The sequence below is a fragment of the Myroides pelagicus genome (genome assembly GCF_009711055.1).
In the GTDB taxonomy this organism is placed as follows: domain Bacteria; phylum Bacteroidota; class Bacteroidia; order Flavobacteriales; family Flavobacteriaceae; genus Flavobacterium; species Flavobacterium pelagicum.
Window position 1 is genome coordinate 150017 of sequence record NZ_WMJY01000001.1, and the last position, 13441, is coordinate 163457.

The following is a 13441-nucleotide window of genomic DNA, read 5'->3' on the forward strand; positions in this document are numbered from 1 at the left end:
TTATTATAAAAACATTAAAGCACCTACAGTATCATAGGAAGTTTCATCAATAAGAATAGCGTTACCTGTTTTTGAATTCGTTGCAAAGGCATCATAGTGTAAAGGTTGGTTTGTCTGTAAACTAATCTGAGCAATATCATTGAGCTGCAACTCCTGTGCTGGTAAAAACTCCAAGGTATTGACATCCCATTTCTTATTGATTGATTTAATCTTAACACGAACACTGTGGAAGCGATGTTGTAAAATATAAGTCTTCCCCAATTGAAGTGCTTGATTGTCTAACCAGCTAATCCAAGAATTAAGCTGATTGCCTGTAATAGGTGCATCTTCAATATCTAAAAAGATTGTATCTCCACGGCTAATATCAATATCAGCATCAAAGTGCAAGACCACATTTTCACCCGCTACTGCCTTATCTACTGACTGAAGATTCTTTTCTATACCAATAATTTGAGCACTAATATTACTAGGTAATATTCTGACGTGATCTCCGAGATTAAAATCTCCACTTAATACAGCACCAGCATAGCCTCTGTAATCTAAATACCCTTTAGTCTGTGGACGTATAACCCATTGTACTTGAAAGCGAGCATTGTTTTCAAGTTGCGTGTCAACTTCAACTGTTTCTAAAACTTCTAATAATGGCTTGCCCTTATACCAATGGGTATTCGATGAAAGACTTACTATATTATCACCGTTTAATGCACTAATTGGAATATAGATTAACTCTGAAAAGTTGAATTGCTTATTTAATCCTTCAAACCCTCGTTTGATCTCCTCATATACCGCAACATCGTACCCTATTAGATCCATCTTATTAATAGCCACAATTACTTTTTTAATCCCCATAAGTGAAGCCACAGCAGCATGTCGCTTAGTCTGCTCAGTAATTCCTTTTCTCGCATCAATAAGAATGATGATTAAATCAGATACTGAAGCAGCAGTAACCATATTTCTAGTATATTGTTGGTGTCCGGGTGCATCAGCTATAATAAACTTGCGGCGTTCAGTGGCGAAGTATTTATACGCTACGTCAATCGTAATCCCCTGTTCTCTCTCTGCTCTAAGTCCATCTGTAATAAGAGCTAAGTCTATAGTCTCCTGTCCAATTTCATTGGTGCTTGCCAATACCCCTAGATGATCCGTAGAAATACTATTTGAATCATAGAGTAATCGTCCAATTAAAGTACTCTTTCCATCATCTACGTTTCCTGCGGTAATAAATTTTAATGTATTCATTTCGTTTTCTTTACAATTAAAAATATCCTTTCTTTTTTCTGTCTTCCATTGCAGCTTCAGACAGCAGATCATCTAACCTAGTCTGACCTCTCTCACTTATGCGAGATTGCTTAATATCTTCTATAATATCATCAATGGTAACAGCAGAAGAAGCAACAGCAGCCGTACAAGTCATATCACCTACTGTACGATAGCGAACTTGTGTCTTGATAACGTTATCACCAAGAGTAGCTGGTGTAAATGATGATAGTGCAATCAACTTATCATTATACTCTATACACTCACGTTCGTGGGCAAAGTACAAGCCAGGTAATTCTATATTATTTGCTTTGATATAATTCCAGATATCTAGTTCTGTCCAGTTACTAATCGGAAATACTCGCGTATTATGTCCTTGTTGCATTCTACCATTATAAATATCCCATAACTCAGGACGCTGAAGTTTAGGATCCCATTGACCGAAGTCATCTCTTAAAGAAAAGATACGCTCCTTGGCTCTAGCTTTTTCTTCATCTCTCCTAGCTCCACCAATACAAGCATCAAATCCATGAGATTCAATTGTATCCAATAAAGTATATGCTTGTAGTGCATTTCGTGAAGGGAACCTTCCTTGTGTTTCTTTAAGATTATATTTTTTGATACTGTCAGTCACATGCCCGACGATTAACTCTTCCCCTATCTCACTCACAAGTTTATCTCGAAAAGCTAATGCTTCTGGAAAGTTGTGACCTGTATCTATATGTACTAAAGGAAAAGGAAACTTGCCTGGTCTAAATGCCTTGAGCGCTAAGTGAACCAAGACAATAGAATCTTTACCTCCAGAAAATAGTAAAGCAGGCTTTTCAAACTGTGCAGCTGTTTCTCTTAAAATATAGATTGCTTCCTGTTCTAGGGTTTCTAAATAATTACTTTCTTTCATACTTATATATTTCTTTCTATTGTTTTAAATGTAACCCACATTCCTTCTTTGAGGCATCTTCCCACCACCATCTACCAGCCCTAAAATCTTCACCGGACTTAATCGCACGAGTACATGGACTGCACCCTATACTTACATAACCTTGCTTATGCAAAGGATTAAAAGGAATATTATTGTCTTTGATAAACTCCTCCACCATTGTACTAGTCCAATTAAGCAATGGATGAAACTTAATAATCTGATTATCTTCATCCCATTCAAACTGTCTCATTGATTGCCGATTGGTAGAATGCTCTGCTCTTAGTCCTGTAATCCAAACTTGTTTGCCAATTAAGGCTCGCTTTAAAGGCGCTACCTTTCTTAGCCAACAACATTTCTTGCGCAGCTCCACTGATTGATAAAAACAATCAGGTCCATGTTCATTGATAAAGTTTTCAATACCTATCGTATCAGGATAATAAGCCTTAATAGGTAAACCATATTTAGCTAAGGTTAGATTCCAAGTATCATACGTTTGATCAAACAGCCTACCAGTGTCTAATGTAAAAACTGTTACCTCACTATGCTCCTTTAGTAAATGAGTGATGACCTGATCTTCATAACTAAAGCTTGTGGAGAAACATATCGACGGAAAGTAAGTCTTTAAATATGCTAATTGATCCCCAAAAGCCAAACCAGATATATCGCTCTTAATCAGTTTGTTAAATTCGTCTTCTAAAGTCATTTTATATATACAATTTTCTAATATCTATAATATCTATCATTTTAGTAGTCTTTAGACTAAAAAAATTAATCGTTGTCTATAAAGCGTTGTAAAGTTGCCTCTGACATACTCTTTCTTGTTTTATCTCTTATCTCGATAAGCTGATTTCTCAAATAACAAGTCTCTTCATCTACGCAATCATCACAAGGTTCATAGTAATTTAATGAGACACATGGCGTTAATGCGATTGGCCCATCAAATATTCTGTACAAATCCGCCACTGATACTTCATTAGGATCTTTTATTAAATAATATCCCCCTGCTACTCCTTTCTTGCTATTGACTAATTTAACTCTCTTGAGTTCTAACAATATTTGTTCTAAGAATTTCTTAGGAATATTCTCTTGTTCTGCAATACTGGCAATCGTTAGTTGCCCTTGTTTATATACTCTAGCTAGGCAAACCATTGCTTTTAAAGCATATTTACATCGTTTTGATAACATATAATTCTCTTTGCATAAAAAAAAAGACTCCTTATTTATGAATAAGGAGTCTTTCGTTTATATTTTATATTCAAATATAGCTATGCGATATCCTTACTCTTTCTTAAAAAAGCATTGACACATACACATATCTAAACTATTCTGTCTCATTTTGTGATTTTTAAATCTTGTACAAATGAAATAAATAATATTCGGTTTGACAATAAAAAAACAATATTTTTTTAAATAAATCACAATTAAAAAACACAAACAACTGAATTACATACTTTTAATAAAAACATTCTTTAATAAAAATATTAACACAACACTTGTATCACCCTCTTTAATAGTCTACAAAATATGAAATAGAATAACAATAATTCTTATAAGGAAAGCCTCTTAAATAGATAATAAAAATAAAAGCCACTTGATTTCAAGTGGCTTTTATTACTTATTTTTTAAAGAATTAATACGATGCTGCATTTGATTCACAAACTCTACAGCCTTCTTTAAGTCCTGTGTCATTTAATTCTTTTGCTTTCTCATCTTGTTCATTTCCTTTGACATTTTGCCATATTCAAAGCTATCTGATGTACTATTAAATGTTGATCTTTTAATGTTTTTACTAAACCCTTTTAGTTGATTTTTACCTTGTTTTATTAAATACATTGGGTTATTGTCTTGTAAAATAAATATAGTGTCATTTCTTTCAAAGAATTCATGTTTGGCTTTTCCATTAACATTCACTTTTCCTTTTCCATCGAACTCTAAAGTATTGGTTAAAATCCAAAAGGACTTATTTTTAAAAGTCCCAATTAAGTTGTTTGAAGCCTTTTGGCCAAATGCAAATACTGCTTGTAAAGCAAACAGTACAACTAGTAAGTTTCTCATAATATTTTTCTTCAAACTTAACTAAGTACAATTCCTATCAAGTGATTAACTAGTGCATTAAGTTTTTAGGCTTTTGTATTAAAAAAGTGCTTCAAGTGCTGCTCCCCATAAGAAGGTGCTACGTTATCGTTTGCCATAGCTGTAAGAAAGAACTCAAAGGGTCCATATACTTTTGAGCTAGTAAACAAGCGTAAGACTTTAATAATTAAAACTCTAATAAAGTCTGGCAAACAGACTATTTCCCCCCTTTTTCCAAGTGCTTGTAATGCTAATTCTGCTATTTCGTATTGAGAAAATACATCAGGCCCTCCTACATTAGATTCGCTTTCCTCTCCTAGCATTTTATCTACGCAGACCTTAGCTAAATCCTCTCCTGCAATAGGATTTAGTTTCTTATCCCCTTTTCCAAATAAGTAAACACGTCCTTTTCTGGCCATATTTAAAAAATCGAGCATATCAGAAAAGAATCCATTTGGACGTATGACTCTATAGTCTATCCCAGAAGCTTTTAACTGATCGACAAAACCTTCTTTTGCCTGAAAGATTTTTAGTGATTTTAATTTATCTCCATTTAAAGAGGATACATACAAAAATCGTTCAACACCTGTGTGAAGTGCTTGATTTAGTAGATTTATATTACCTTGATAATCTACGTCCATATAGGTCAATCCATCTTTTTGCCTTGTTATTCCTACCGTAGAAAACACCCAGTCTATTGAGTCTGTTATACCTTGTAGGGTGTCAATTTCTGTAATTTCTCCTACGAAAACTTCATCCGCTTCTATGACTTTTTCTCGTTGTTGTTCTCTGCGTATAAGCACACGTACCCAATACCCTCTATTTTTAAGTTCTTTCAAGATACAGCTTCCTAAATATCCTGTTGCTCCAGCTACCAATACTCTTTTGTTTTGCATAATTTGCCTTTTTTAATTGAATCAAAGGTAGAAACGTTAATATTTAATTTCCTTGACAAACGTCAATAATTCACTTTTTCATTAACCTAGAACGAATTCTACTCAAAGTTTCAGGTGATACCCCTAAAAAAGTAGCTATATAGTGCTGTGGCACTCTCTGAAATAGCTCCTTTTGATGGTTAATTAGGTCAACATAGCGCTGTGCGGCAGTCTGGGTTACAAACGATGATATTATTCGCTGTGCGGTCAACAATTCATTCTCAACGGCTATACGCGCAATATTTTCAAAAGTAGAAGAGTATTCCATTAATAAATCAATGGTGTTTGGAGAAAAGACACACAGCGTTGTGTTTTCTAAAGCTTCGTAATTCTCTTTTGCTGGTCGGTGAAAGGTATAACTATCACCTGCACAAATAAACTGTCCTTCTGAGTAAAAGAATGCGGTCTTTTCATTTCCTTCCACATTATAAAACAGACGAACACACCCTTGTAAGACAAAGTAAATATCTGTAGCAACTTCACCTTCTTGAAAAATAACAGCGTGTTTATCAAATGTTCTAATGTCTACATGGTCTATTAAGTAATCTTTCTCTTTTGCAGTCAGCGGTGTATAGTTGGCTATATAATCTATTAATAAATCTAACATAATCACTTCTTTAGTTAAAGATAAATTATTCTACCTAGACATGAAAAAAATTTTTTAAGCTATTCAAAATTAGAAATGATGTAAGAAAGATTTCTAATGATATAACTGTTCTACCTCTATTTATCTTGACTTTTGCTATCTTAAAGTAAATGATATGAAAGATAATATACTAATAATCGGAGGCTATGACAAAGTAGGCCGTATCATCAGCAAACACCTTACGGCCGCCTTTGCTCACAAAGTAATAATTGCTGGTCGCAACTTCCAAAAGGCAGATGCGCTTGCTAGTGAATTAGATCACAAAGCTATTGCTTATAGCCTTGATATTTCCAATTGCACAGATATTGCGCTATTAGATAAAACAAAGCTTGTAATTATGTGTATTGATCAAAAAGATACTGCCTTTGCTAAGTTATGTATTCAAAAGCAAGTCTTGTACTTGGATATAACTGCCAACGACTTATTTATTGAGCAGATGGCTCTGTTGGATCAAGAAGCAATTGACAATTAAACTGCAGCAGCTCTTAGCATCGGCTTAGCCCCTGGCATTACAAATCTATTAGCTCAATACTGCATAAACAATAATGACGATATCACTATACTTGACATATTTATTCTATTGGGGATTGGTGAAAAACACGGAACTGCAGCCTATCGCTGGACTTTTGACAATATCGATCAATCCTACAACGTTCGTCATAATAATCAATCAAGACCCGTTCAGAGTTTTTCTAATCCTAAACCCTGTGAGATGATGGGGCCTCGACTATTCTACACCTTTAATTTCTCGGATCAGCATACGCTTAATGCAACACTTAAAAATACAAAGGTAATGACGCGCATGGCTTTTGATTCACGATTTCTAACAAGGTTAATTGCCTTTTCACGCCAAATAGGACTAACTAAGCTTTTAAAAAATAAAAAAATATAAAACTACTGTATTTCTATCTTGGATAAAATGAGCTTGGGTAGTAATGTCTTTGGGGTTAAAGTAACCGGATTAACTGAGCAAAACCAAAGTTCTGCTAACAGTATTTACGGATATAATGAAGGTAATATCACAGCTTATGTCGCTATAGAAATGGCTTTTGTGCTATTAACTACTACTCCTGTTTATGGGGTCAAACACATTCACCAACTTATTCAGGATATTCCTGCTTTCTTACATAGGCTTAAACAGTATGATCAGACTATTAAAATTAACTTATCTGAAAGCAAATAAACAGAGTATAAATTAACCGTTGGACAACCTACGGATACTTTACCTAGATATAAACTTTATTTGAGGTTCCCATTGGATTCGAACCAATCTACTAACTATTGCGTAGTTAGGCCTAACCGCTCAGCCAGAGAACCTTTTATTGTTGTACAAAGATAGATGGGAATTAGTCCATTGCTCTAGTCCAAAAGTGTAAAATATAACTAGTCCAGCAAGTAAAAACGGATCCTTCTGAGGATCCGTCTTACTTGTTATTGTTTATTTTTTTCGATTTGTGCCTCTATCAGCTTCCAATCGTAGTATTGAAATACTTTTCCATTACTCATCATTACCAGCATTCCTTTGTTGAATTGATTATTCAGACTCTCCGATGTCACCTCTAATCCGTCACACTCTATAGCCGACACGGGGATCTTAGCGATCAGTTGATGTTTATGTGGCTGTTGATCAATTCCTTCTCTTGGGTATATCAACAATGAGTTGTCCTGCTGATCAGATACAATAATATATCCTGTTTGTTGATCTTTTTTATAGATTGCTATTCCTTCGTGATCTCGTTTAGCATCTTTTTGGGCAAAGAATGCCAACTCTTCGTTTCCTTTTGATGGATCTGCATAATACTTACGTACACCTGCTGTCTCATCAGAGTAGTACACATAACCTAACTCATTATCGACAGCAATTGCCTCAATCTCTTTCTGACCACTATACGCTCCAAAGGTCCTAGAAAGCTGTAAACTCAACTTTCCTTGTTTGTCTGTCTTGATTTCGTATTGATGTAAGTAACCTTCACTTGGGCCATCTTTTCTTCCTGTGATAGCATATACTTTCTTTCCCTCTTCTTCTTTAGCTGTATAAAGTGCTACTCCCATTGGTTGATTATACTTCTTCTGTGTCTCTTGCTCAAAGATTAATAGTCCTCCGTTGTCGATTGGTGTTAGTTCTGGCAATCTAAAGATACGCAAAGCATGTGCATTTCGCTCGGTAACCACAGCGATGTCAATCAGCTCTCCTTGATAAGCGAAGTCATAGACAACATCTATATTATTGGGACGTGCCATGTCCAAGTACTTCTTGACTATTTCACCATTTAAATCAAACGCATAAATACCTCCCCCGTTCTCTTTATCCGTCCCTAGTATTAAACTATTTTGATGATCGGTTTTATTAATCCATATAGCTGGATCATCTGTATCGTGAACAGTCTGTTGGGTTACTACAGTCGGTTTTAGTGCATCCGCAGCTACAGGAGCTAACTTATCTTTACACCCAGTAATCAAGGCGATTAGGGCTATTGTCGTATATATTCTAAACTTCATTGATCTTATTTTTTAATTGTATGGGTATATAACACCTCTGCTCTATCTTTTGTTGCTTTGACTACTTGTACTATCAGTTGATTATCCACAATAGAGAATGACATGAATCCTGGTTCTGCTGCCCAGAAGATTGTGTGTTCCATCACTCCTGAAGGGCGTACTTCACTAGCCGATCCTGATAAGAATTGGGTAGTATAGCGTCCTTTTGGCTTGATAATCTGCAAATCGTGTTCATGACCACAGATATAGGCATCTACTTGATACTGGTCAAAAAGATCAGCAAACTTTTGCTGAAAGTCTTGTGTATCTTTGCTTTCTTTACGCTTTCCGCCGCTATACATGGGGTGATGTCCTACTACTATTTTCCATTGAATAGATTGATCTTCTTGTCCTAGCGTTTGTTTTATCCAATGCAACTGAGCTTCTGTATCTTGTTCTTTTAAGTCTGTATATTTGCTCTTTTTGTGATAACTATCAATGAATGGGTTTGTATCCATTACTACCAACAGTACTTTTTCTCCATTGTCAAGTTTGAACGTCTCACTATAATAGCGACTAGGCATATGCCACCTTCTACTAATCTCACTATAGTCTATCTGTGCCTGCACGTTGCCTTGATAATCGTGATTTCCCAATGCTACATACCAATCAGTATAAAGGGACGGGTCTGTATAAATACTTTCATACGAAGAAATCCAATGATAATCTTGTGTACTAGCTACACCATTGGGATAAAAGTTATCGCCCACAGATACCACAAACTCCCCATCAAGACTAACCATGGCATGCCCTAACTCGCGTGCTACTTCTTTTTGATAGTAATTTCCAACACGACCAAAATCACCTATGGCTAAAAAACTAAAACTCTCTGGCTGATAGACTAAGCCTTCTATCGACTGCCCTTTATAACCGTTTTCCTTTTCCTTCACCAAAGGTGCCTGTGCAAATATACTATTGACAGAAAGCAAAAGAATTAAACTACAAACTAATTTTTTCATGATTGTCTAAATAAAACAAGCTCCAGTGATAGAACCAAGCCTATTACTGGAGCTCTGAATGATTATTAATTTAAAAATCAACTTTTACTCCAAGTGTAAATTTTGGTTGATAATACTCCATTTGTTTTACGCGGTTACTCACCCCTTGATAATATCTCAGCGGTTGATTAGTCAAGTTATTAGCTTCGGCAAAGATGCTTAAGTATTTTGTTACTTTATAAGAAGCATTTGCATCAAGGAAAAACTGTTTGTCATAAAAACTATCCTCAAAATCACTTCCTCCTAATTCGTCTATATAGTCTGATGAATAATTAGCAGATATACGGGCTGAGAACTTGTCATTTTCCCAAGACAACGATCCGTTTAACATATGTGGTGCTGCTCCTGGAAGCTCCATATTTTCTCTAATCTCTCCATCTCCATTGGTGATTCCTTTGGCTTGTGTATGTGTATAAGTATAGTTAACATATATGCCCATTCCCTTCCAGAATTTCCCTGGTAAGAAATCTAACTGACGCTGAAAAGCAACTTCAAATCCATATAAGTTGACTTGGTCTCCATTGCGTTGTTGCTTGAATTTCCACTGCTCACCTGCTGGTATAGGATTTACTTGATTAGCAAATAGTCCATCGAAATTCTCTGTTGTAAAAGAGTCAGTGCGATAAGTATAGATAAAGTCATTTAAGTTTTTATAGAATACTCCAAAAGAAAACATTCCTACTGATTGGAAGTATTTTTCTGCCATTAAATCAAAGTTATAGGCATAGGTAGCTTTCAAGTCTGGATTACCTGCCTCTATTTCGGTATCTTGAGACACAACACTGATATATGGTGCTAAAGCGTAGTAGTTCGGTCTAGCTAATGCTGTGGTAAAAGCTGCTCTATAAATCCAATCATTATCTGTTTGATACTTGAATGTAACGCTAGGCATTACGTTAGTATAATCATTAGTATTGTTTACCTCTCCAATTAAATCATTCTCGTCCAAAATATGATTACCTGTATAGTCAATACGCGTATGCTCTATACGAGCTCCGAGTATCATTGACAAATTAGCTGTGAAATCTTGATCCCAACGAATATACGCTGCATAGATCGATTCTTTTGCTTTATAGTTTTGAGCTAAATATTCTTCTGGAACGGCCTGTTTATCAAACAACAATCCATTATTTAAATCCATACCTCCTAAGTATTCTTTTGTAGCAAAGTACCCTGGTACATACTGACTTCCTGGCTGAAACTTTTCTCCTGTATAGAAGTTATTAGGTACTGTATGCAACCCTCCTATTTCATTACCTGCTAAAGGTGTGTATTCATAAAAGATATTATCTCTCTTCTTATCTTTCAAACGCAAACGTCCTCCAAAGCGAAGGCGTCCCTTCTGATCGTCTATCACAGAAAATGGAACCCTAAAGTTTAACTTTGCTCCAAATTCACTTTCTTTGGTAAAGTTGTCATTCTCACTTAGCTTTCTAAATTTAAAGTTTTCTGGCACGTCGTCTGCTGCTGTCAGTAGCGGATAGTTTCCATCATTTAAATCGGCATTCATAGCCACTTTCTTATTTTCAAAATCTATGTAGCGCTCCCCTGGTCTATCTTCTGATGCACGAGAATAGCTCACTGACCAATCCATATCTAAATTACTCGACCATAAGTGCGTACCACCCAAGGCGTAATTCTGTATGCGTTGATCCTCTAATCTTGTATTCTTATTGCGATTATTGTCGATACCTCCCTTAGTCTCTCTTCGGATATCCCCTTTAAATCCAATGATATTATCCTGAGCATCATAGGTAGGTTTGATCTTTCTGTAGCGCACTCTATAGCGATTTTCTCTATCATCTCTCCAGTTATACATCGCACTAGCATAAAGTGTATGATTATCGTTTATCTTATAGTCAAACGCTCCAGAAAAACTGCGACGTACACGTTGTACATCATATTTTCTGATGTCGTATTCACTTACGTATACGTTGTTGAAATCATCTTTATCCCAAACCGCTTCTACGTTATCCGAACCAAAGTTACTATTGTTATAAGAAGTACTAACAATTACTCCTAGCTTAGAATCTAAAAATCGATTACCATAGACAAAGCTTCCAATATAATTGCCTTTCTCGCGTATTGGGTTATACCCACCTGCCAAAGTAGCTGATATACGCTCTCCATAAGGCGAAGCACGCGTAATCAAATCAACTGATCCACCAATCGCATCAGCATCCATATCAGGTGTCAATGTTTTGTTTACTTCAATTGAGGCAATCATGTCCGATGGGATTAAGTCCATCTGTACATTTCTATTATCTCCTTCAGCCGACGGTATACGATCTCCATTCAAAGTCACTGAATTCAAACTAGGTGCTAGACCGCGAATGACAATGTTTCTAGCCTCTCCTTGATCATTTTGCATCGTGATACCAGCTACGCGTTTTAGAGCATCGCCAATATTCGAATCAGGGAAACGCCCTACCTGATCAGACGAAATCACATTAGAGATATTAGCGCTATTCATTTGTCTATTTAAGGCTTTTGCCTGTCCTTTTAATCGCTCGCCGATTACCACTATTCCCTCTAAGGTCTGTGTATCTGTCGATAGTCTTAAATCAATCACTGTGTTTTTTCCGGCAATGATTTCAACTTGTTGCTCCACAGCATTATATCCGATATAGCTCACCGTTAGGCTATACTCTCCTGCTGGAATATCCAGAAACTCATAATACCCCGTTGGATTACTGATGGTATATTTCTTCCCATTGTCTAGTAAAACTGCTGCTCCAGGCAATGAACTATTGTCATTCTGATCAATTACTCTACCTGATAGAATTCCACTCTTCTTTACCGTCTTTTGTGCTTGTACTGTCAGAACAAAACAAAAAGTTAAAAAAGATAATAAGTACTTTAATTTCATAATATAAGTTTGATATAGTATTTATTGACAAACTTATAAGGTCTAAAGCAATGCTATGTTTTCTAAGGGTTAACAATACAACAAAGTCTATTTCCAAATAATCTTAATAATCGAAACACAACTGCATTTAATCTTAATTAAATTTTAACAAATACTTTCAAAAACCACTCACGTTATTTCAAAAGATAAAAGCAAAACCAAAAACTATTAACATTAACAATATCTTAACACCTAAAACCTCCGTACTTAACCAAACTGAACCAAATATGATGATTAATAAGTCTTGTCTTACTCTTAATACTGAGATAACATACAAAATACTCGCAAAAATAAGCCTTAACTACCCACCCATTGGTGCCAAAAGGTGCAGAATACGTGCAGTATTCTATAGGTTTACTAGCCCAGAAGGGTATTCTTGGCAAGAACTCTGCACCAATACTGCATGTATTCTGCACCAAAGGCAAATGAAAATAACAACACCAACCCAACAAAACGGAGACTAAAGTGCTCTCTAAAAAAAAACATTAAAAAAGGGGCAATCTCAACGAGACAGCCCCTTCTTCTTCTAATCAAATAATTCTAGCAGATTAACTCCACCTTTCCGCTTACCACGTCATAATAAGCACCTACTACACCTATCTTTTCCTCTGCTATAAGCTTCGTCAAAGAAGGGCTTACGTTTTGTAACTGTTGTACAATTGATCGTACGTTTTCCATCGTTACTAATTCAACCAATTCAGAAAGTTCTAATTCCTCTGTGGCATGTTTATCTTTTACTTGCTCTACCACTGGGTGGATACGCTCTAAGATAGTATCTAATTTGCCTAGTGTTGTGTGATTACATGCCCCAGTAACAGCCCCACATCTACTGTGTCCCAATACCATGATCAACTTACTTCCCACAACATTACAAGCGTACTCCATACTACCAATTACTTCGTCAGTCAATACATTACCTGCAATTCTCAAACTAAAGATATCTCCAATTCCTTGATCCAATACGTGCTCTAATGGAGCTCTACTATCCATACAACTCAAGATGACAGCGTGGGGATGTTGTCCATCTTTGGTCTCTTGTAATTGGTGCAAGAAGTTTCTGTTTACTTTTAAGTTGTTTACAAAGCGATTATTTCCCTCTAATAGTAATTCTAAACTTTGTGCTGGTGTTGTGTTTGCTAATATTTCTTTTGTAAATGAATTCAT

Annotated in this window: 14 protein-coding genes; 3 read left to right on the forward strand and 11 right to left on the reverse strand. The window is 35.8% G+C overall.

Features of this window, described 5'->3' with window-relative positions; all coding sequences use genetic code 11:
- Positions 1–3: 3 nt before the first annotated feature.
- The 7 genes from GJV77_RS00675 to GJV77_RS00705 form a co-directional block, all read right to left on the reverse strand.
- Complete coding sequence (locus tag GJV77_RS00675; protein WP_155034431.1) at positions 4–1239, reverse strand: sulfate adenylyltransferase subunit 1; 1236 nt, start codon at positions 1237–1239, stop codon at positions 4–6.
- A gap of 16 nt (positions 1240–1255) precedes the next feature.
- Complete coding sequence (gene cysD / locus GJV77_RS00680; RefSeq protein ID WP_155034432.1) at positions 1256–2158, reverse strand: sulfate adenylyltransferase subunit CysD; 903 nt, start codon at positions 2156–2158, stop codon at positions 1256–1258.
- 16 nt (positions 2159–2174) lie between these two features.
- On the reverse strand, positions 2175–2882 hold the full coding sequence (locus GJV77_RS00685; RefSeq protein WP_155034433.1) for a phosphoadenylyl-sulfate reductase: 708 nt from the start codon (positions 2880–2882) through the stop codon (positions 2175–2177).
- 65 nt (positions 2883–2947) lie between these two features.
- Entirely contained in the window at positions 2948–3364 is a 417-nt protein-coding gene (locus tag GJV77_RS00690; protein ID WP_155034434.1) for an RrF2 family transcriptional regulator, read from the reverse strand.
- 504 nt (positions 3365–3868) lie between these two features.
- A complete protein-coding gene (locus GJV77_RS00695) occupies positions 3869–4234 on the reverse strand; it encodes a hypothetical protein (protein ID WP_155034435.1) in 366 nt (121 codons plus the stop codon).
- 65 nt (positions 4235–4299) lie between these two features.
- Complete coding sequence (locus GJV77_RS00700; RefSeq protein WP_155034436.1) at positions 4300–5148, reverse strand: SDR family oxidoreductase; 849 nt, start codon at positions 5146–5148, stop codon at positions 4300–4302.
- Positions 5149–5218: 70 nt separating this feature from the next.
- Positions 5219–5794, reverse strand: coding sequence for a Crp/Fnr family transcriptional regulator (locus GJV77_RS00705; protein WP_155034437.1), 576 nt, complete (start codon positions 5792–5794; stop codon positions 5219–5221).
- 154 nt (positions 5795–5948) lie between these two features.
- On the opposite strand from GJV77_RS00705, the gene GJV77_RS00710 reads away from it, so the two are divergent.
- The 3 genes from GJV77_RS00710 (at position 5949) to GJV77_RS00720 (ending at position 7016) form a co-directional block, all read left to right on the forward strand.
- On the forward strand, positions 5949–6305 hold the full coding sequence (locus GJV77_RS00710; protein WP_155034438.1) for a saccharopine dehydrogenase NADP-binding domain-containing protein: 357 nt from the start codon (positions 5949–5951) through the stop codon (positions 6303–6305).
- Positions 6306–6413: 108 nt separating this feature from the next.
- Complete coding sequence (locus GJV77_RS00715; protein ID WP_155034439.1) at positions 6414–6725, forward strand: hypothetical protein; 312 nt, start codon at positions 6414–6416, stop codon at positions 6723–6725.
- 27 nt (positions 6726–6752) lie between these two features.
- Positions 6753–7016 (forward strand): hypothetical protein, encoded by a 264-nt coding sequence (locus tag GJV77_RS00720; RefSeq protein WP_155034440.1) that lies wholly within the window; start codon positions 6753–6755, stop codon positions 7014–7016.
- Positions 7017–7264: 248 nt separating this feature from the next.
- On the opposite strand, the gene GJV77_RS00725 is transcribed toward GJV77_RS00720, so the two are convergent.
- The 4 genes from GJV77_RS00725 to GJV77_RS00740 all read right to left on the reverse strand — a co-directional run bounded on the left by GJV77_RS00725 (position 7265) and on the right by GJV77_RS00740 (position 13441).
- Entirely contained in the window at positions 7265–8332 is a 1068-nt protein-coding gene (locus GJV77_RS00725; RefSeq protein WP_155034441.1) for a phytase, read from the reverse strand.
- 5 nt (positions 8333–8337) lie between these two features.
- Positions 8338–9330 (reverse strand): metallophosphoesterase, encoded by a 993-nt coding sequence (locus GJV77_RS00730; RefSeq protein ID WP_155034442.1) that lies wholly within the window; start codon positions 9328–9330, stop codon positions 8338–8340.
- A 70-nt stretch (positions 9331–9400) separates the two neighbouring features.
- Positions 9401–12238: a TonB-dependent receptor gene (locus GJV77_RS00735; protein WP_155034443.1), complete on the reverse strand. Its 2838-nt coding sequence runs from the start codon at positions 12236–12238 to the stop codon at positions 9401–9403.
- A 579-nt stretch (positions 12239–12817) separates the two neighbouring features.
- Positions 12818–13441, reverse strand: coding sequence for a carbonic anhydrase (locus GJV77_RS00740; protein ID WP_155034444.1), 624 nt, complete (start codon positions 13439–13441; stop codon positions 12818–12820).